Here is a 19,828-nt window from a genome sequence, read left to right as displayed (position 1 = left end):
GCCTCCTCAGCCCACCGAGCTGTACGCCACCACCCCGCGGCGTATGCCCTCGATCGCCCGGCGCGCGTTCCGGGTGACCGTGCTGCCGTCGGACCCGGGGGCCGCCGCGATCTGGCCCAGGACGTCGATCACCTGCTTGCACCAGCGCACGAAGTCACCCGCCGGCATCTCCGCCTCGCGCAGCACGTCGTCGAGGCCCCTGCCGGAGGCCCACATGTAGGCCGCCCAGGCGAAGCCGAGGTCGGGTTCGCGCTGGCCGACGCCCTCGGCCTGGTTGATCCCGAGATCCTCCTCCAGGGCGTCGAGGCGGCCCCAGATCCGGACCATCTCGGCGAGCGCCGTCTTGGCCGGTCCTGACGGCGTCTTGGGCACCACCGCGTCCTCGCTCTGGCGGGACTCGAAGACGAGGGCGGAGACGCAGGCCGCGAGCTCCGCGGGACCGAGCCCCTCCCACACGCCGTCGCGCAGGCATTCGCTGGCGAGCAGGTCGAGCTCCCCGTAGAGCCGGGCGAGCCGCTTGCCGTGCTCGGTGACCTCGTCACCGCGCAGGTAGTCCAGTTCGCTCAGCAGGGCGACGATCCGGTCGAAGGTCCGCGCGATCGTGTTCGTGCGCCCTTCGATGCGGCGCTCGAGCTGGCGTGTGTCACGCGTCAGCCGGTGGTAGCGCTCGGCCCATCGGGCGTGGTCCTCGCGCTCGCTGCACCCGTGGCACGGGTGGGCGCGCAGCTCCGTGCGGAGCCGGGTGATCTCCCGGTCGTCGGCCGCTGCGGCCCGCTGCTTGCGGTGGCGCTCCGGCGCGATGTGCCCGGCCTTGGAGCGCAGTGCCGACGCCAGGTCGCGCCGCGACTGCGGGGAGCGCGCGTTGAACGTCTTCGGGACCCGCATCCGCTCCAGCGGCTCGACCGGCACCGGGAAGTCGATCATGCCGAGCCGTTTGACCTGCCGCTCCACGGTCAGCACCAGCGGCCTGGGCCCTTCGTGGTACTCCACCCCCGCGTGCCCGCGGTGCCCGTTCGCCCGGCCCCCGGGCACGCCCGGGTCCAGCACCAGCGCGAGCCCTGCGAACTTCCCCGTCGGCACATGGATCACATCGCCGGGCCTGAGCTTCTCCAGGGACGCCGCAGCGGCCGCGCGGCGCTGTGCGGCGCCCTGCTTGGCCAGCTCGTTCTCCCGGTCCTTGAGTTCGCGGCGCAGCCGCGCGTACTCCTCGAAGTCCCCGAGGTGGCAGGTCATGCCCTCGCGGTAGCCGTCGAGGCCCTCCTCGTTGCGCTGGACCTGCCGGGAGATCCCGACGACCGAGCGGTCGGCCTGGAACTGCGCGAAGGAGGTCTCCAGCAGCTCGCGCGAGCGGTGCCGGCCGAACTGCTGCACCAGGTTGACCGCCATGTTGTACGAGGGGCGGAAGCTGGAGCGCAGCGGATACGTGCGGGTGCCCGCGAGCCCCGCGAGGGCGCCCGGGTCCATGCCGCGCTGCCACAGCACCACCGCGTGGCCCTCGACGTCGATGCCGCGCCGTCCCGCGCGCCCGGTGAGCTGTGTGTACTCACCGGGGGTGATGTCGGCGTGCTGCTCGCCGTTCCACTTGACGAGCTTCTCCAGGATCACCGTGCGCGCGGGCATGTTGATGCCGAGCGCCAGCGTCTCCGTGGCGAAGACCGCCTTCACCAGGCCGCGGACGAACAGCTCCTCCACGACCTCCTTGAACGTCGGCAGCATGCCCGCGTGGTGGGCCGCGATACCCCGCTCAAGGCCCTCCAGCCACTCGTAGTAGCCGAGGACGTGCAGATCCTCCGTCGGGATCGACGCCGTGCGCTCCTCGACGATCTCGCGGACCGTTGCACGCGCCTCATCGCCGTTGAGTCTCAGCCCCGCGTACATGCACTGCTGGACGGCGGCCTCGCAGCCCGCGCGGCTGAAGATGAACGTGATCGCCGGGAGCAGTCCCTCGGTGTCGAGCCGGTCGATGACCTCGGGCCTGGACGGCGTCCAGATGCGGCTGCGCTGCCTGCGCTCACGTTCGCGGTCGGCCTCGCGGGCCATCTTGCCGCGTCTGCGGTCGCGCGGGTTGTACGTGCGCTGGTTCTCCATCCGGGCCATCCGGACCAGGTCGGGGTTGACCTCCCGCTTGGCCGCGCCGCGGCCGCCGTGGTCGGTCTCCTCCTCGAAGAGGTCGTACATCCGCCGTCCCGCGAGGACGTGCTGCCACAGCGGCACGGGCCGGTGCTCGGAGACGATGACGGCGGTGTCGCCGCGCACGGTGTCCAGCCAGTCGCCGAACTCCTCGGCGTTGGAGACCGTCGCGGACAGGGAGACCAGGGTGACCGACTCGGGCAGGTGGATGATCACCTCTTCCCAGACGGCGCCGCGGAACCGGTCGGAGAGGTAGTGCACCTCGTCCATGACCACGTAGCCGAGGCCGACGAGGGCCTGGGAGCCCGCGTACAGCATGTTGCGCAGGACCTCGGTGGTCATGACGACCACCGGCGCGTCCGCGTTGACGCTGTTGTCACCGGTCAGCAGGCCGACCTTGTCGTTCCCGTACCGGCTCGCGAGGTCCGCGTACTTCTGGTTGGACAGCGCCTTGATGGGCGTGGTGTAGAAGCACTTGCGGCCCTCCCTGAGAGCCAGGTGCACCGCGAACTCGCCGACGATGGTCTTGCCGGAGCCCGTGGGCGCCGCGACGAGCACCCCCTTTCCTGCCTCCAGGGCCTCGCACGCCTCGATCTGGAAGGGGTCGAGGCCGAACTCGTACATCTCGCGGAAGGGGGCGAGCGCGGTGGCCTGCAAGGCGTTGCGGATACGGGCGGCCGCGTAGCGCTCGGCGGGCGAAAGGTCCTCTGTCATCTCGTTGACGAGCCTACCCGCCACCTCCGACAGTCACCGCGATCTTTTACGGGACGCGGGTCCCCCGCTGCGGTACCGGGGCCCCCGTCGGGCGCGCCGGGCGGCTCGCCCCGGATTCGGGATCTCCCCGCGCGCGGGCCGCGTCGCGGCGGTTCACACCGGCGGTGCCAGCAGTCGCAGCGCGCCCGGTACGCACCGGGCCGTCAGCGGCAGCGCGCCGAGCGGTTCGCCGTCGGCATACGCGGTGGCCGCGGTGGTCGCGGCCGGGGCGGCGAGCCGGACCGCCGCGGCCCTGTGCACCGTGACGACGCGGTGGCCGGTGTGGCTGCCCCGGTACACGCGCGGGAACACGCGGAGCAGGGTGGTGCGGGAGCAGGCGCCCACGACGGTCACGTCGAACAGCCCGTCGCCGCAGTCGGCACCGGGACAGATCCGCAGGCCACCGCCGTACGAGGAGGTGTTGCCTACGGCCACGAGCACCGCCTCGACCTCCCGTTCCGCGCCGTCGTCCAGCGTCAGCCGGTAGGGGACGGGCGCGAGCGCGGCCAGCTCCGCCAGCATCGCGATCTCGTAGCGGAACCGGCCCGCCGTCCGCCGCATGCGGTTGCCCCGGTCGTTGACCTTCGAGTCGAAACCGGACGCGAGGACGGTGGCGAACCACTTCCCGCCGGCCCGGCCCAGGTCGACGGGGCGGGGCCCCGGGCCCTTGAGGACGTCGGCCGCGAGCCGGGCCGCAGCCGCCGGGGCGCGGAGCGGCAGGCCGAGGGAGCGCGCGTAGTCGTTGCCGCTGCCCGCCGCGACGATGCCCAGCGGGGTCGCGGTCCCCGCCACGGCCTGGAGGGCGAGCGAGACCATGCCGTCGCCGCCCACGGCGACCAGTGCTCCGGTACCGGCCTCGACGGCCGCTGCGGCCCGGAGCAGCGCGGCGGGGGCGTCGCGGGTGACGACCGTACGGACGGCGAGGCCCGCGTCCCGCAGGGCGGCGGCGGCCGGGGCCGCGGCGCGCGCCCCGCGCCCGCGTCCCGACGAGGGGTTGACGACCAGGGTGACTCCGGCGCCGGCCCCGCTCGTGATCTCACTGGTCACGAGCGGACCCTAGCGGTGATCACGGCCCGCGAGGAGCCCCGCGGCAGGAACCCCGGCCGCCTTCTGCTCGGTCGCGTTCCGGCCGGGGCGCGTCAGGCCGGGTACTCGGGCCGGATCAGGTCACGTCGTCGTAGCCGTTGACCCGGTGTGCGTCGGCCTGCTCCGGCAGCGCGGGCGGTGTCGTCACGCGCTCCACGGTCTCCACGCGCTCCGGTTCGAGGTCCAGGTCGGACGCCTCGTCGTCGGCGGGCCCGCCCTCGTCGCGCAGGCGCTTGCGCCGGTCGTTCAGGAGTGCGACGACACACGCGCCGAAGTACAGGACCCAGATCGGCACGGCGAGCGCGAGCATCGACATCGGGTCGGTACTGGGCGTCGCCACCGCCGCGAACACGGTGATACCCATGATCATCAGCCGCCACCAGCCGAGCATGCGCTTGCCCGTGAGGATGCCGACGAAGTTCAGCATCACCAGGAGCAGCGGCATCTCGAAGGAGAGGCCGAAGACGAGCACCATGCGCAGGACGAGATCGAGCAGGTCGTCGAGGGGCAGCAGGTTGGCGACGTTCTTCGGGGTGAACTGGAGCAGCACCTTCGCCGTGGTCGGCAGCACCTCGTAGGCGAAGAACGCGCCGAAGAAGAAGAGCGGCGCGCCGGTGCCGACGAAGATCATGGCGTACTTCTTCTCGTGCCGGTGCAGTCCCGGCGCGATGAAGGCCCACAGCTGGTACAGCCAGATGGGCGAGGCGCCCACGACGCCGGCCATCAGGGTGATCTTGAGGGCGAGCGAGAACGGGCCCAGCAGACCGTTCATCGTGATGTTCGCGCACTGGTCGCCCTTCTGGCGGGCCAGCGACGTGAAGTCGCCCTTGCACCCGACCGACTCAAGGACGGGGTGGGTGAAGAAGTTGATGATGTCGTTGTAGAAAAACCCGGCGACGCAGGCGACGATGATGATCGCCAGGATGCCCTTCGCCAACCTGTTGCGCAGCTCTCTCAGATGGTCGATGAGCGGCATCCGCCCATCGGGATCTTTCGGCTGCTTGCGGGCAGAGCTGGCCAACCCACTTCCTCATCTCGTGCGGCGGACGCACGCCGGCAGGCGTGGCCGCTCCGGGCCCTGGTGCGGCTGGATCAGCGCTGGGTGGAGTCCGAAGGCTCGGACACCGGGCGCGCGGTCGTCACATCGCCGGGGGCGGCCTTGATGGTGCGCTGGACATCCTGCGTCTCGTGCGGCGGGTCGGCGGGGGCGCTCTGGCCCTGGTCCGTCTTCATCGCCTTCGCCTCGCTCTTGAGGATGCGGGCGGACTTGCCGAGGGAACGCGCCATGTCCGGCAGCTTCTTCGCCCCGAACAGCAGGACGATCACGACGAGGATGAGAATGATCTCGGGGGCGCCGAGCCTTCCGAACATAACTGGTTACCTTCTCACCGAGGCGGCATGGGGGGCCTGCGTCACACAGGGCGGACGGGTGCCCGACCGGTGTCCTTGAGCAAGGATCGTAACTCCCGGGAGTGAACCCCGGGCAATCCCTGTGCGTACTTCCGCGTGCGACCCAATGCCTCGCTCGCTGGGTCACGTCCGTCAGAGTACCCGCCGAACGTACATTCCAGGAGGGGGCGGAGGAGATGTGACCGTAAGGGACGCTTCCCGGCCGCCGGTCTACCTCAGCGTTTCACCCGAGGTGGCGAGCCGTCCCGCGGCCCTCTCCAGATCCTCGGCGGCCCGGTTGACGCGGTCCGTGGTATGGGCCACTTGGCGGCCGAGGCGCTGGGTTTCGAGGAAGACGCGGACGGCGAGCACACCGAGCACGGCGATCCCGCAGAACCCCAGGGCGATCGCGAGCATGGGCCAGAACATGGGCTGAGCCTAGCGCCTTTCACCCGGCTGCCCGGCTCGTGGTTGGCCCGCCTCGCGGCGCCCGGGCTCACCCGGCTGAGGCGGGGCCGCCGCCCCGCCGGGCACCGGCGCCGCCGGCTACCGAGTGCAGGCGCAGTGTCCTGACACCGCCCTGGACGAGCAGCTCGACGATGCGCTCGCCCGCGGGTTTGCGGACGGAGGTGTCGCAGTCGGGGCAGGTGAAGGAGTACGACGTGGTGCGCCGGCTCGCCCCGATGGCCAGGAGGAACGCGTCGGCGGGCAGTTCGAAGCGGGCCCGGCAGTCGGGGCAGGCGGCCTTGAAGAGTACGGGGGCCTCCGCGGTGAACCCGTAGACCGGCGCTTCGTCCGCCTGCGCTTCGCCGGACGGACCCGGCGCGTCGGACGGGTCGGGCGTGGGGGGCATGGTTCCCGGGTCTCCTTCTACTCTCGGCCGTCGCCGGCGCCGCCGGGGGGGGGGGCGGCGGGCGGGGCGAAGGCGGCGGGGGTGTCGAAGGCGGCGAGCGCCTCGCAGGCGGCCCGGCGGGCGCTGTCCGCGAGATCGGGCGGTGAGACGATGCGGCCCTCGGCGCCGAGCCGCTGCGCGAGGCGGTGCAGCGAGGCGGGCGCGGGGGTGCGCAGCGTGATGCGCAGGCCGCCGTCGGGCAGTTCCTCGGCACTGTCGTGCGGGTAGTACTCGGCGACCCAGCGGCCGCCCGGCCCGACCTCGACCACCACCTCGGGGTCGTCTGCGGACGGCTGGACGAGGCCTTCCGACAGGTCGCGGGGTTCGATCGCGGGCGGTGCGGCGGGCGCGTCGAGCAGCTTGATCTCGGCGACGCGGTCGAGCCGGAAGGTACGGCGCGCCTCGGAGAGGTGGCACCAGCCCTCCAGGTAGGTGTGGCCGACGGCGAACAGCCGGATCGGGTCCACCTCCCGCTCGGTCAGTTCGTCGCGCGCGGGCGAGTAATAGCGCAGCCAGAGCCGGCGCCGCTCCGAGATGGCCCGGTCGACGTCGGCGAAGACGCCGCCCTCGGACTCGAAGGTCACGGAGAGGCGGGAGCTGGCGCCCGCCGCCTCGCCGGCCGCCGCCTCCAGCTTGGCGGTGGCGCGCAGCAGCGCCTGCCGGTCGCCCTCGCGCAGCCCCGGCAGGGTGGCGACGGCGCGGGCGGCGACGAGGAGCGCGGTGGCCTCGTCGGCGGCCAGGCGCAGCGGCTCGGCCACGTCGTCCGGGTTGTGCCACCAGATGCGGTCGCCGTCGGTGTCGATGTCGAGGAGGTCGCCGCCGCGGAAGCTGGTCCCGCACATGGGCAGCACGTCCAGGTCGGCGATGAGCTCGTCCTCGGTGATGCCGAAAGCCCTGGCGACGTCGGAGACATGGGCGCCGGGCCGCTCCCGGAGGTAGGTGACGAGCGACAGCATCCGTCTGGTGCGGTCGATGGCGTTGGCACTGGTGGTGGCCATGTGACGTGTCCCTCTCAGCCCTTGGCCACGGCGCGCAGCCGGTCCACGACATCCGCCCGCAGGTCGGCGGGTTCCCGTACGACCACGTCGGGCCCGAACTCCACGAGCCAGGCGTCGAGGCCGTGCCCGTAGGGGATCTCCAGCTCGTCCCAGCCGTCGCCGAGTTCCCGCGACGAGAGCGCCTTGGCGCGCAGCGGGTAGCCGGAGCCGGCCCGCAGCCGGATCAGCGCGGACCGCGTCGCGGTCTCGCCCGCCCAGGTCTCGACGGTCTCGCGCACGGTGGAGACGTCGGGTACGGGCGCGGTGAAGGACCCGGTCCTCGAGCGCACCCGGCCGCTGATGCGGGAGAGCCGGAAGACGCGTTCCGCGCCCCGGTCCCGGTCGTACCCCGCCAGGTACCAGTGGCCGCGCCAGCACTCCAGCGTCCAGGGCTCGACCTGGCGCTGCTCGGGGCGCGCGGCGCTGGCCTTGCGGTAGTCGAAGGCGACGGGGCGGCGGTCGCGGCAGGCGAGCATCAGCGGCTCGAAGGCGGCCTCGTGCGCGGGGATGCGGGGTTCGAGGGCGCTGTGGTGTGCCTCGTAGCTGTCCTCGGCCTCGGGCATGCCGGCGGCCCGGAGCTTCTGGAGGGCTCCGCTCGCGGCGCCCGCGAGGCGGGCCTGCTGCCAGACCCGGGCGGCGACGCCGAGCGCGGCGGCCTCCTCGGCGTCCAGGGTGATCGCGGGGAGCCGGTTGCTGTCCCGGCGTGCCAGGTAGCCGGTGTCGCCGTCGAGGCCCTCCACCGTCTCGATGACCAGGCCGAGTTCACGCAGGTCGTCCTTGTCCCGCTCGAACATGCGGTTGAAGCTGTCGTCGGAGCCGGCTTCCAGGTACGCCTCGATGGAGCCGCGCAACTCGCGCTTGCTGAGGGGGCGTCGGGTCCCGAGCAGACACAGGGCCAGGTTCATCAGCCGCTCTGCCTTGGCAATGGCCATCGACGCCCTTTCGTGTGGTGTCTGTGCTGCTCGACGGTACCGCCACGGGGTGGACCGGGAAAAGCTGAGGGCCCGCGCCGACCGGCACGGGCCCTCAGCTGATCAGAAATGATCAGACCGCGACCAGGTCGCAGACGAAGATCAGCGTCTCGCCGGGAGCGATGCGGCCGCCGGCGCCCTGGTCTCCGTAGGCCAGGTGCGCCGGGATGGTCAGCTGGCGGCGCCCGCCGACCTTCATGCCCTGCACGCCCTTGTCCCAGCCGGAGATGACCTGGCCGACACCGAGCTGGAACTTCAGCGGGGTGCCGCGGTTCCAGGAGGAGTCGAACTCCTCACCGGTGGAGAACGCCACGCCCACGTAGTGGACGGAGACCGTGTCGCCGGCCTTCGCCTCGGCCCCGTCGCCCTCCCAGAGGTCCTTGATCTCCAGGTCGGCGGGCGGCTCGCCGCCGGGGAAGTCGACCTCGGGCTTCTCGTTCGTCACTGAACTGCTCCTCGCACGTTGTACGCGTTCCTAGGTCGTGTCGTCTCTCCCTAGGTGAACCGCCCAAGTCTTACATTGCGCCGAGGATGTCCACGACGAAGACCAGGGTCGAGTTGGCGGGCAGGTCCGCGCTGGGCGACTGGCTGCCGTAGCCGAGGCTCGGCGGGATGACCAGCATGACGCGGCTGCCGACCTTCTGGCCGACGATGCCCTGGTCCCAGCCCTTGATGACGGCGCCGGTGCCGATGGTCGTGGACAGCGGGATGCCGGTGTTCCAGGAGCTGTCGAAGGCCTTCCCCGGGGACTTGCCCTCGTTGGCCTTCCACGCGACGCCGGTGTACTGCATCACGACGGACTGGCCGCTCTTGATCGTGGCGCCCTTGCCCTGGATCAGGACCTTCTTGACCAGGCTCTTCGGCGGGTCGCTCTTCGGCACGTCGATAGTGGCCGGAGCCGCCGCGTCCGCCTTGATCTGCGGCAGGTCCTTCGGGATGGACGACTGCGTGCCCTTGACCTGCTTGGGCAGGATCTTCTGGATGTCCAGGGCGAAGACCAGCGTGTCGGTGCCCTTCACACCGAGCTGCTGGTTGCCCTGGCTGCCGAAGCCCGCGGACGGCGGGGCGACCACCAGGACGCGGCTGCCGACCTTCTGCCCCTGGACCGCCTGGGAGAACGCCGGGATGATCTGGGGCGAACCGGCCGGAATGACCTGCGGGGCCGCGCCCTTGTCGTACGAGCTGCCGATGCTCTTGCCGCCCCAGATCTTCGCCGTGAAGTTGGCCACGACCAACTGGTCCTTCTTGATCGCGGGGCCGCTGCCCTGCGACAACGGGTGCACGACGAACTTGCCCGAGGGCTTGCCCTTCGGGACGGTGATGTCGGCCGCCTTGCCGGAGGCGCCGCTGACGGTCGGCATCGGGTCCGCCGACGCGACGGGCGGGGGCGCCTTCGGTGCGGACGCGCTCGGACTCGGTGCAGCCGATGACGCCGCGTCGTCCTTCTTGTTGTCGCCACCGCCGCAAGCGGCGGTCAGCACCAAGGCCGGCACGATGAGCAAGGCTGCAAGACTGCGTCGCACAGTGGGGTCCTCGTGGGGTAGGCGTTAGATCAGTGGGCGCCACTCTACGACTCTTCCCCCACACGTCACCCTCGTCGCAGACGCGTGGGCCCCGTACGCACTCGTACGGGGCCCACGCGTGAAGAGGCGCTGACGCGCCCGCCGTCACATCCCGGCGATGAGCTTCTCCACCCGGTCGTCCACGGACCGGAACGGGTCCTTGCACAGCACCGTGCGCTGCGCCTGGTCGTTCAGCTTGAGATGCACCCAGTCGACGGTGAAGTCCCGCCGCTGCTCCTGCGCCCGGCGGATGAAGTCGCCGCGCAGCCGCGCCCGGGTGGTCTGGGGCGGGACCGACTTGCCTTCGAAGATCTTCAGGTCGTTCGCGACGCGGGCGGCCTGACCCTTCTTCTCCAGCAGGTAGTAGAGCCCGCGGCGGCGGTGGATGTCGTGGTACGCGAGGTCTATCTGAGCGACCCTCGGGTGCGACATGGTCATGTTGTGCTTGGCCCGGTAGCGCTCGATGAGCTTGTACTTCATGACCCAGTCGATCTCCGTGGCGATCTTGTCCAGGTCCTCGCTCTCGATCGCGTCGAGGGCACGGCCCCAGAGCTCCAGGACCTGGTCCACCGTGCCCGTACGGATGTCGCGGCGCTCGACGAAGTCGACGGCCTTCTCGTAGTACTCGCGCTGGACCTCCAGGGCGGAGGCCTCCCGCCCGCTGGCGAGGCGCACCTTGCGCCGGCCCGTGATGTCGTGGCTGACCTCGCGGATCGCCCTGATCGGGTTCTCCAGGGTGAGGTCGCGCATGACGGTGCCCGCCTCGATCATCCGCAGCACCAGGTCGGTGGCGCCGACCTTGAGCAGGGTCGTGGTCTCCGACATGTTGGAGTCGCCGACGATGACGTGCAGCCTGCGGTAGCGCTCGGCGTCGGCGTGCGGCTCGTCGCGCGTGTTGATGATCGGCCGGGACCGGGTCGTCGCGGAGCTGACCCCTTCCCAGATGTGCTCGGCGCGCTGGCTCACGCAGAAGACGGCGCCCCGGGGGGTCTGGAGCACTTTGCCCGCCCCGCACAACAGCTGGCGCGTGACGAGGAACGGAATGAGGATGTCGGCGAGACGGGAGAACTCGCCGTGGCGAGCCACCAGATAGTTCTCGTGGCAGCCGTAGGAGTTTCCCGCTGAATCCGTGTTGTTCTTGAACAGATAGACGTCGCCCGCGATTCCCTCCTCGTGCAGGCGGCGTTCCGCGTCGACGAGCAGGCCCTCCAGAATCCGCTCACCGGCCTTGTCGTGCGTGACCAGCTCGGTCACGTTGTCGCATTCCGGGGTGGCGTATTCCGGATGCGAACCCACGTCGAGGTAGAGGCGGGCGCCGTTGCGCAGGAAGACATTGCTGCTACGGCCCCATGACACGACACGGCGGAAGAGGTAGCGCGCCACTTCGTCAGGTGACAGTCGGCGCTGTCCCCTGAACGTGCACGTGACGCCGTACTCGTTCTCCAGCCCGAAAATGCGGCGGTCCATGTCTGAACATTACGCCTGATGGCCTGAGCTGAAACCGTGTTCGGGCGCGTCACTTGGATCATTTTCCGCGGCGGCCGCCGTATGCCCGCCGGCTCCCCCCGCGACCAGAGCGCGGCCGGTCACGGCCAGGACGGCCAGCGCGCAGAGCCCGGAGGCACCGGCCACCGCGAACCCGGCCGAGGCGCCCCCGTGCTGGGCCACAGGCCCCGCCACGGCCGTGCCGAGCGCGGAGCCCACACCGAACGTCGTCACGAGCCACGAGAAGGCCTCCGTGACCGTGCCGGGCGGCGCCTGCCGGTCCACCACGACGAAGCCGCAGGCGAGTGCGGGAGCCAGGAACACACCGGCGAGCACCGACAGCAGTGTCATCACCACCGGGCCCGGGGTGAGCGCGAGCGGCAGGTAGCACACCGCGAGCAGCGCGAGGATCACCAGCAGCCTGCGCTCCGGCGCCCCCGGCCAGTTCCGCGCCCCGTACACGATGCCGCCCAGCAGCGCGCCGAGGCCCAGGGCGGCCATCAGCCAGCCGTACACCGACGCGCGCCCGGTCGTGTCGCCGTACGCGACGCCCGCGACGGTGATGGAGCCGAGCGCGACACCGACGAACAGGAAGGCGCCGAGCAGCACGAGCAGGCCCGGCGAGCGCAGCGCGCCCAGCCAGTGCGCCTCGCGGTCCGCGGACCGCCAGGCCCTGGACGGCTTCGACACCACGACGGACAGCGCCCCGAGCACGCCCACCGCGTTGAGCACGAGCAGCGCCGCGGCCGGCGAGCGGAGCGCGACGAGGGCGGTGACCAGCAGCGGCCCGACGGTGAACATGACCTCCTGGGCGACGGCGTCCAGCGCGTACGCCCGGTGCACCCGGTCCTCCCGCCCCAGCACGCTCGGCCACAGCGCCCGCAGCCCGCCCTCCAGCGGCGGGGTGCACAGCCCCGCGAGGGCGACGGCGGCGAACGCCGCGACGTGCGCCCCGGTGCCCGCGGCGACGAGCAGGACCATGCCGAGGGCGGAGACCAGGGCCGCCGGGAGCTGCACGCGGGGCTGTCCGCGCAGGTCCACGGCGCGGCCGAGCAGCGGCTGGCCCGCCGCGTTGGCGAGCCCGTACACCGCGGTGAGCGCCCCGGCCAGGCTGTAGCTCGCGCCGTCGGAGCGGGCGAACAGCACGACGGCGATCGGCGCGGTGGCGTTGGGCAGCCTGCCCACCAGCGTGCCGGTGAGCAGCCGTGCGGCGTGCGGTGCCCTCAGCAGCTCCAGATATCCGGTGGCTCCCACGGCCTCGGTCCTCCCCCTGGTCGGGTCCCGCCCGACCGTACGTTTTACGTATAACCTCGGGGCCCATACGTACCATGAGCGCGAGCGCCGGGTCCACCGGCGGCAGCGGGAGGGAGCCCCATGACCCGGTCGGCCACGCGCCCCACCAGCAGGGACGTCGCGCGCACCGCCGGTGTCTCGCAGGCCACGGTCTCCCTCGTGCTCGGCGGCAAGTGGCGCGGCCGCGTCTCCGAGCGCACCGCGGACGAGGTGCGGGACGCCGCCCGCGCCCTCGGCTACCGCCCGAACCTCGCCGCGCGGAACCTGCGCCTGGGCTCGACCCGGACGGCCCTGCTCGTGGTGCCCGCGCTCACCAGCGAGTTCTTCGCCCGCGTGTACACCGGGGCGGCCGCCGTGGCCGCGGAGCACGGCTTCGGCCTGGTGCTCTACCCCTCCCCCGCGGGCGTCGGGCCCGCGCCCAGCCCCTTCGACCCGGCGCGCGCCGCGCTCGACGGCGTCATCGCGTCGTCCATGGCCGTGGACGCGCCCGCCGCCATCCACGGCAGCCACCTGCCGCTGGTGATGCTCGACAGCGACCCGGAGGCGCCCGGGTCCGCCGCGTGCGTCAACCCGGACATCGCCGAGGGCATGCGGCGGGTCGCCGCGCGCGTGCTGGGCCTCGGCCACCGCTCGCTCCTGCACCTCGGCTCGGCCGTCGCGTCCTGGACGTTCGACGTACGGGCCGCCGCGCTCGCCGAGGCGGTGCGCGAGACGCCCGGGGCCGGCCTGCGCACGGCGCGCTCGCCACTCGACGTGACGGCCGCCTGCGACGCGCTCGTGGCCGCGCTCGCCGGGCCGGGCCCGCGGCCCACGGCGATCGTCTGCGACGACGACATTCTGGCCGCGGGGGCGTGCAAGGCGCTGCGCCGGCTCGGACTGCGCGTACCGGACGACGTCTCCGTGACGGGCTTCGACGACCTGGCGCTCGCCACCGCCGTCGAGCCCGAGCTCACCACCGTCCGGCTCCCGGCCGAGCAGGTCGGCGAACGCGGCATGACGGCGCTCCTCGCCGTCCTCGAAGGGCGGGAGCCCGCCTCGGAGGCCCTGCCCGTGCGGCTCGTGGTGCGCGGCTCGACGGCGCCCCCGCCGCGCTGAGGCAGCAGCCCCGCCCGTGCGGCCCGCACCTTGCCCGTGCTTCCTCGCGCCTTCCCCGCGCCTTCGCCGCGCCGGACACGGCTGTGGGCCGGCCGCGGGGGCGGCCGGGGCACACAGGAGCGAAAAGCGGGTCCGCCGTCGAGCGGGTCGAGCGCGGGGTCAGGCGTCGTCGTCCGACGTGCCCTCGCTCCCGGAGGCGTCCGCCTCCGCGTCGTCGCCCGGGGCGTCGGTCGGTTCCACCGCGGCACCCTCGGTCTCCAGCAGGCGCGAGAGCTGCGCGCCGACGATCCGCCTGAACTTGCGCTGCTGCGGGCGGGTACGGTCCAGTACCGCCACCTCCAGGCGCTCCGCGGGGATCTCCCGCTCGCCGCCGTTGGTGTCACGCGAGAGCGCCTGCACGGCGAGCCTGAGCGCCTCCGCGAGCGTCATGCCGTCGCGGTGCCGCTGGTCGAGATAGGTGCTGATCTGCTCGGAGCTGCCGCCGACCGCGACCGAGCCGTGCTCGTCCACGATCGACCCGTCGTGCGGCAGCCGGTAGATCTGGTCGCCGTCGGGCGTCGCCCCGACCTCGGCGACCACCAGCTCGACCTCGTACGGCTTCTCACCGGCGCTGGAGAAGATCGTGCCGAGCGTCTGGGCGTAGACGTTCGCGAGGCCGCGGGCCGTCACGTCGTCGCGGTCGTAGGTGTATCCGCGCAGGTCCGCGTAGCGCACCCCGCCGATGCGCAGGTTCTCGTACTCGTTGTACTTGCCGGCGGCGGCGAAGCCGATCCGGTCGTAGATCTCGCTGAACTTGTGCAGGGCGCGGGACGGGTTCTCGCCGACGAAGACGATGCCGTCGGCGTACTGGAGCACGACCAGGCTGCGACCGCGGGCGATGCCCTTGCGGGCGTACTCGGCCCGGTCGGCCATGGCCTGCTGGGGTGAGACATAGAACGGCGTCGACACCGGCTATCCGTCCCTTTCTGTCAGTGGGTGGATCACTCTCACAGCGATGCCGTCACAGAAGCTCGGCGCGGGGCCCGTCGGGCCGTCCGAGCCGGTGCTCGATGATGGCCTGGGCGATGCCGGCGGACTCCTCGTCCGTGAGCCGGCGGAAGCCGTCCTCCGTGATCACCGTGACGATCGGGTAGATCTTGCGGGCCACGTCGGGGCCGCCGGTCGCCGAGTCGTCGTCGGCCGCGTCGTACAGGGCCTGGACGACCAGCGTGGTGGCCTGCTCCTCCGTCAGGTCCTCGCGGTACAGCTTCTTCATGGAGCCGCGCGCGAAGACGGAGCCGGACCCTGTGGCGGAGTAGCCGGTCTCCTCCGACCGGCCGCCCGTCACGTCGTAGGAGAAGATGCGGCCCTTGCCGCGGTCCACGTCGTATCCGGCGAAGACCGGCACCACGGCGAGGCCCTGCATCGCCATGGCGAGGTTGGACCTGATCATCGTGGAGAGCCGGTTGGCCTTGCCCTCCAGCGAGAGCTGCGCGCCCTCGACCTTCTCGAAGTGCTCCAGCTCCAGCTGGAAGAGCTTGACCATCTCCACGGCGAGGCCCGCCGTGCCCGCGATGCCCACCGCCGAGTACTCGTCCGCGGGGAAGACCTTCTCGATGTCCCGCTGGGCGATCATGTTGCCCATGGTCGCCCGCCGGTCACCCGCGAGCACCACACCGCCGGGGAACGTGACGGCGACGATCGTCGTGCCGTGCGGTGCCTCGACGGCTCCCTTGAGCGGGGGCAGCGACCGGTTGCCCGGCAGGACCTCGGGCGAGTGGTCGGAGAGGAAGTCCATGAAGGAAGAAGATCCGGGCGTCAGGAAGGCAGCCGGCAGACGCCCGGTGTCACGAGTGTGGGGTTCCACGCGTTTCCCTCCAGATATGCGACGGCACGACGCGAAGTGTCGGGATCGACTCCCAACTTGCCGATGGCCGAATTGCAGTTGAAGTACGGTACGCCACGGACCCTACCCGCCCCGGGGCGGTGATCCACATACGCTTCGGGGAAGCGCTTCGGGGAAATGAGGGGTGCTCCCGCAAGCGGAAGCACCCCTCATCACGCGTTCACCCGCGTGACTACTGTCCACCCTTTTGTACGAAGCTCCGTACGAAGTCCTCGGCGTTCTCTTCCAGTACGTCGTCGATCTCGTCCAGGACGGAGTCCACGTCGTCCGAGAGCTTCTCCTGCCGCTCCTTGAGGTCTTCCGAGCCCTGCGCGTCCTGCGCCTGCTCCTCGGCCTCCTCCGTGGACCGTGCCGCCTTCTGCTGGCCGCCGCCGCTGTCCTTGGTCGCCATATCCCTCACCCCGCTCGGTTCGCCCCGCTCGATGTGACTTTGGTTGCCCTCAAGATCAGACCCTAACCGCAGAGTCCGGCAAAGGCCCCGTTGGTGTGCAACTCGGGGGCCCGTCTCCATGATTCCCTGCGGTGGGCCTTTTCAGCCCCTTCAGTGACCGGACAGCACCCGGACCAGGTCCTCCGCCGTGCGGCAGCGGTCCAGCAGGTCCTTCACGTGCTCACGGGTGCCGCGCAGCGGTTCCAGGGTCGGCACCCGCTGCAGCGAGTCCCGGCCCGGGAGGTCGAAGATGACCGAATCCCACGAGGCCGCCGCGACGTCCTCCGCGTACTGGTCGAGGCACCGGCCCCGGAAGTAGGCCCTGGTGTCCTCGGGCGGATGGGTCCTGGCCCGCTCCACGTCGCGGTCGTCCAGCAGCCGCTTCATCCGCCCGCGCGCCGCCAGACGGTTGTACAGGCCCTTGTCGGGCCGTACGTCCGCGTACTGGAGGTCCACCAGGTGCAGCCGCGCCGCGTCCCAGTCGAGGGAGTCCCGCCGCCGGTAGCCCTCGAGGAGCTCCCGCTTGGCCACCCAGTCCAGCTCGCCCGACAGGCTCATCGGGTCCCGTTCCAGCCGGTTGAGCGTGTCCTCCCAGCGGCCGAGCACGTCCCTGGTCTGCTCGTCCGCGTCCACGCCGTACTTCTCCTCGACGTACTTCCTGGCCAGCTCGAAGTACTCCATCTGGAGCTGGACGGCGGTCAGCCTGCGGCCGCTGCGGAGGGTGACCAGATGCTTCAGCTCCGGGTCGTGGGAGACCTCGTGCAGGGTGCGCACGGGCTGGTCCACCGCGAGGTCCACGTTGATGAAGCCGTCCTCGATCATGGCCAGGACCAGGGACGTCGTGCCGAGCTTCAGGTACGTCGAGATCTCGGAGAGGTTCGCGTCGCCGATGATCACATGCAGGCGGCGGTACTTCTCCGCGTCGGAGTGCGGTTCGTCGCGGGTGTTGATGATGGGCCGCTTGAGCGTCGTCTCCAGGCCGACCTCGACCTCGAAGTAGTCGGCGCGCTGGCTCAGCTGGAAGCCGTGGTCGCGGCCGTCCTGGCCGATGCCGACCCGCCCCGCGCCGGTGACGACCTGGCGGGAGACGAAGAACGGCGTCAGATGGCGCACGATGTCCGCGAAGGCGGTCTCGCGCCGCATCAGGTAGTTCTCGTGGGTGCCGTAGGAGGCGCCCTTGTTGTCGGTGTTGTTCTTGTACAGGTGGATGGGCTGCGCGCCGGGCAGCTGGGCCGCCCGCTCGGCGGCCTCCGCCATGATGCGCTCGCCGGCCTTGTCCCACAGCACGGCGTCGCGCGGACTGGTGATCTCCGGCGAGCTGTACTCGGGGTGCGCGTGGTCGACGTAGAGGCGTGCGCCGTTGGTGAGGATGACGTTGGCCAGGCCGATGTCCTCGTCCGTGAGCTGCGTGGAGTCGGCGGTCTCGCGGGCGAGATCGAAGCCGCGGGCGTCCCGCAACGGGTTCTCCTCCTCGAAGTCCCACCGCGCGCGCCGCGCCCTGTGCATCGCCGCCGCGTACGCGTTGACGATCTGGGACGAGGTGAGCATGGCATTGGCGTTCGGGTGACCGGGCACGGAGATCCCGTACTCCGTCTCGATGCCCATTACTCGCCGTACGGTCATGCGGCCCTCCTTGCCCGGCGGCGGCGCCCCCTGGGACACAGCGTTCCATTATCGAGCCTAGAACGCCGTGGCGCCCGCGGGGAGATCATTCAACACGTCGGCCTGGTGTGATGGTACGTCCGGGTAACGCAACCGGCTGCGGATACCCCTGGCAGGGGTATCCGCAGCCGCTCCGCTGCTTACAGGTACTGACCGGTGTTCGCCACCGTGTCGATGGAGCGCCCGGTGTCCGCGCCCTGCTTTCCGGTGACGAGCGTGCGGATGTAGACGATCCGCTCGCCCTTCTTGCCGGAGATGCGGGCCCAGTCGTCCGGGTTGGTGGTGTTCGGAAGGTCCTCGTTCTCCTTGAACTCGTCCACGCACGCCTGGAGGAGGTGGGAGACGCGGATGCCCTTCTGGTCGTGGTCGAGGAAGTCCTTGATGGCCATCTTCTTGGCCCGGCCGACGATGTTCTCGATCATCGCGCCGGAGTTGAAGTCCTTGAAGTACAGGACCTCCTTGTCGCCGTTGGCGTACGTCACCTCGAGGAAGCGGTTCTCCTCGGATTCGGCGTACATCTGCTCCACGACGGTCTGGATCATGGCGTGGACCGCCTGGTCGGGCGACTCGCGGTGTTCCGAGAGGTCGTCCGCGTGCAGCGGCAGCGAAGCCGTGAGGTACTTGGCGAAGATGTCCTTGGCGGAGTCCGCGTCGGGACGCTCGATCTTGATCTTCACATCGAGGCGGCCAGGACGGAGGATCGCCGGGTCGATCATGTCCTCGCGGTTGGAGGCGCCGATGACGATGACGTTCTCCAGGCCCTCCACACCGTCGATCTCGGCGAGCAGCTGGGGGACGATGGTGTTCTCCACGTCCGAGCTGACACCGGAGCCACGCGTGCGGAAGAGGGATTCCATCTCGTCGAAGAAGACGATGACGGGGGTGCCTTCGCTCGCCTTCTCCCTGGCGCGCTGGAAGACCAGGCGGATGTGCCGCTCGGTCTCGCCCACGTACTTGTTGAGGAGCTCCGGGCCCTTGATGTTCAGGAAGTAGCTCTTGCCCGCGGGCCGCCCGGTCACTTCGCCGACCTTCTTGGCGAGCGAGTTGGCGACGGCCTTGGCGATGAGCGTCTTGCCGCATCCGGGGGGACCGTAGAGCAGGATGCCCTTCGGCGGCCGGAGCTCGTGCTCCTTGAACAGGTCCGGGTAGAGGTAGGGAAGCTCGACAGCGTCGCGGATCAGTTCGATCTGTCCGCCGAGGCCGCCGATCTTCGTGTAGTCGACGTCGGGGACCTCTTCGAGGACGAGCTCCTCGACCTCGCTCTTGGGCACGACCTCGTAGACGTACCCCGAGCGGGGTTCGAGCAGCAGGGCGTCGCCCGGCCTGATGGTGAGGTCCATCAAGGGCTCGGCGAGCCGTACCACGCGCTCCTCGTCGGTGTGCCCGATGACCAGCGCGCGCTCGCCGTCCTCCAGGATCTCCTTGAGGGTCACGATGTCGCCCGCGCGCTCGAACTCCATGGCCTCGACCACATTGAGCGCCTCGTTGAGCATGACCTCCTGGCCGCGCCTGAGCTCGTCGAGCTCCACGCTGGGGCTGACGTTCACACGGAGCTTGCGGCCGCCGGTGAAGATGTCAGCCGTCTCGTCGTCGTTCGCCTGCAGGAAGACGCCGAAGCCGGCGGGCGGCTGCGCCAGCCGGTCGACCTCCTCCTTGAGGGCCACGATCTGGTCGCGGGCCTCACGCAGCGTATTGGCGAGCCGCTCGTTCTGCGCGGACACGCCCGCCAGGTTCGTCTGGAGCTCGACGATCCGCTCTTCGAGAATTCTCGTGTGCCGCGGAGAGTCGGCGAGCTTGCGGCGCAGGACGGCGATTTCCTGCTCAAGATAGGCAACCTGGCCTGCGGGGTCCTCGGACCCCCGCCCGGGCCGGATGCCGCGGTTGATGTCGTCGTCGTGGGCTGCCACGGTCCTCACCTCCTCCAAGGGGAGCTGGACGCTTCCTGACCCTACCTGGGTGGGTGATGATTGAAACCCCTAGATCACAAACACGTAAGGGGTCTGTCCGATCTTCACCCTTGCGCTCTCCCTCACGCCAGGCAAATACCCACCCAGCACCATCGGAAAGCAGCCGGTTGTATCGTCGAGTTGTTCAACACCCGTCATGGCTGGCGCGACTTGTTCCCCAGGGTTGCACGCCGGACCGGCCCGACGCAGAA

The 19,828-nt window shown here is 70.9% G+C and carries 19 protein-coding genes; 1 reads left to right on the top strand and 18 read right to left on the bottom strand.

Annotated features, from left to right (window positions below):
- Positions 1-6: 6 nt before the first annotated feature.
- The 12 genes from LCE31_RS01895 to LCE31_RS01840 all read right to left on the bottom strand — a co-directional run bounded on the left by LCE31_RS01895 (position 7) and on the right by LCE31_RS01840 (position 12,559).
- Positions 7-2,844 (bottom strand): DEAD/DEAH box helicase, encoded by a 2,838-nt coding sequence (locus LCE31_RS01895; protein WP_225012158.1) that lies wholly within the window; start codon positions 2,842-2,844, stop codon positions 7-9.
- 153 nt (positions 2,845-2,997) lie between these two features.
- Positions 2,998-3,930: a diacylglycerol kinase family protein gene (locus LCE31_RS01890; RefSeq protein ID WP_225012157.1), complete on the bottom strand. Its 933-nt coding sequence runs from the start codon at positions 3,928-3,930 to the stop codon at positions 2,998-3,000.
- Between the two features lie 115 nt (positions 3,931-4,045).
- Positions 4,046-4,990: a twin-arginine translocase subunit TatC gene (tatC, locus tag LCE31_RS01885; protein ID WP_225012156.1), complete on the bottom strand. Its 945-nt coding sequence runs from the start codon at positions 4,988-4,990 to the stop codon at positions 4,046-4,048.
- Between the two features lie 71 nt (positions 4,991-5,061).
- Positions 5,062-5,340, bottom strand: coding sequence for a Sec-independent protein translocase subunit TatA (gene tatA / locus LCE31_RS01880; RefSeq protein WP_225012155.1), 279 nt, complete (start codon positions 5,338-5,340; stop codon positions 5,062-5,064).
- A 249-nt stretch (positions 5,341-5,589) separates the two neighbouring features.
- Entirely contained in the window at positions 5,590-5,787 is a 198-nt protein-coding gene (locus LCE31_RS01875) for a hypothetical protein (protein WP_225012154.1), read from the bottom strand.
- Between the two features lie 67 nt (positions 5,788-5,854).
- Positions 5,855-6,211: a hypothetical protein gene (locus LCE31_RS01870; protein ID WP_225012153.1), complete on the bottom strand. Its 357-nt coding sequence runs from the start codon at positions 6,209-6,211 to the stop codon at positions 5,855-5,857.
- 17 nt (positions 6,212-6,228) lie between these two features.
- Positions 6,229-7,248, bottom strand: a complete 1,020-nt coding sequence (locus LCE31_RS01865; RefSeq protein WP_225012152.1) for a helix-turn-helix transcriptional regulator — start codon at positions 7,246-7,248, stop codon at positions 6,229-6,231.
- 14 nt (positions 7,249-7,262) lie between these two features.
- Positions 7,263-8,219 carry a helix-turn-helix transcriptional regulator gene (locus LCE31_RS01860; protein WP_225012151.1) on the bottom strand — a complete coding sequence of 319 codons (957 nt, stop codon included), beginning with the start codon at positions 8,217-8,219 and terminating at the stop codon, positions 7,263-7,265.
- 112 nt (positions 8,220-8,331) lie between these two features.
- Positions 8,332-8,703 carry an FKBP-type peptidyl-prolyl cis-trans isomerase gene (locus LCE31_RS01855; RefSeq protein WP_225012150.1) on the bottom strand — a complete coding sequence of 124 codons (372 nt, stop codon included), beginning with the start codon at positions 8,701-8,703 and terminating at the stop codon, positions 8,332-8,334.
- Positions 8,704-8,773: 70 nt separating this feature from the next.
- On the bottom strand, positions 8,774-9,781 hold the full coding sequence (locus tag LCE31_RS01850) for an FKBP-type peptidyl-prolyl cis-trans isomerase (protein WP_225012149.1): 1,008 nt from the start codon (positions 9,779-9,781) through the stop codon (positions 8,774-8,776).
- Positions 9,782-9,925: 144 nt separating this feature from the next.
- Positions 9,926-11,287 (bottom strand): Pup--protein ligase, encoded by a 1,362-nt coding sequence (gene pafA / locus LCE31_RS01845; protein ID WP_225012148.1) that lies wholly within the window; start codon positions 11,285-11,287, stop codon positions 9,926-9,928.
- 9 nt (positions 11,288-11,296) lie between these two features.
- Positions 11,297-12,559: an MFS transporter gene (locus LCE31_RS01840; protein ID WP_225012147.1), complete on the bottom strand. Its 1,263-nt coding sequence runs from the start codon at positions 12,557-12,559 to the stop codon at positions 11,297-11,299.
- Positions 12,560-12,679: 120 nt separating this feature from the next.
- On the opposite strand from LCE31_RS01840, the gene LCE31_RS01835 reads away from it, so the two are divergent.
- Positions 12,680-13,693 (top strand): LacI family DNA-binding transcriptional regulator, encoded by a 1,014-nt coding sequence (locus tag LCE31_RS01835; RefSeq protein ID WP_225012146.1) that lies wholly within the window; start codon positions 12,680-12,682, stop codon positions 13,691-13,693.
- 159 nt (positions 13,694-13,852) lie between these two features.
- On the opposite strand, the gene prcA is transcribed toward LCE31_RS01835, so the two are convergent.
- From prcA to arc, 6 genes are all read right to left on the bottom strand, one after another.
- Entirely contained in the window at positions 13,853-14,641 is a 789-nt protein-coding gene (gene prcA / locus LCE31_RS01830; RefSeq protein WP_225012145.1) for a proteasome subunit alpha, read from the bottom strand.
- A 52-nt stretch (positions 14,642-14,693) separates the two neighbouring features.
- The gene (gene prcB / locus LCE31_RS01825) at positions 14,694-15,539 is read right to left on the bottom strand and encodes a proteasome subunit beta (protein ID WP_225012144.1); all 846 of its coding nucleotides are present in this window, start codon (positions 15,537-15,539) and stop codon (positions 14,694-14,696) included.
- Positions 15,491-15,724 (bottom strand): endonuclease domain-containing protein, encoded by a 234-nt coding sequence (locus LCE31_RS01820; RefSeq protein WP_308042168.1) that lies wholly within the window; start codon positions 15,722-15,724, stop codon positions 15,491-15,493. The genes prcB and LCE31_RS01820 overlap by 49 nt, the downstream gene beginning before the upstream one ends.
- 26 nt (positions 15,725-15,750) lie before the next feature.
- A complete protein-coding gene (locus LCE31_RS01815) occupies positions 15,751-15,969 on the bottom strand; it encodes a ubiquitin-like protein Pup (protein ID WP_225012143.1) in 219 nt (72 codons plus the stop codon).
- Between the two features lie 150 nt (positions 15,970-16,119).
- A complete protein-coding gene (gene dop, locus LCE31_RS01810) occupies positions 16,120-17,631 on the bottom strand; it encodes a depupylase/deamidase Dop (protein ID WP_374118373.1) in 1,512 nt (503 codons plus the stop codon).
- Positions 17,632-17,810: 179 nt separating this feature from the next.
- Entirely contained in the window at positions 17,811-19,577 is a 1,767-nt protein-coding gene (gene arc / locus LCE31_RS01805; RefSeq protein ID WP_225012142.1) for a proteasome ATPase, read from the bottom strand.
- Positions 19,578-19,828: the final 251 nt, after the last annotated feature.

Origin of the sequence: Streptomyces sp. 8L, assembly GCF_020176795.1 — a bacterium.
In the GTDB taxonomy this organism is placed as follows: domain Bacteria; phylum Actinomycetota; class Actinomycetes; order Streptomycetales; family Streptomycetaceae; genus Streptomyces.
Note: the sequence above shows the minus strand (reverse complement) of the source record. Positions and strands in the feature narration are given on the sequence as shown.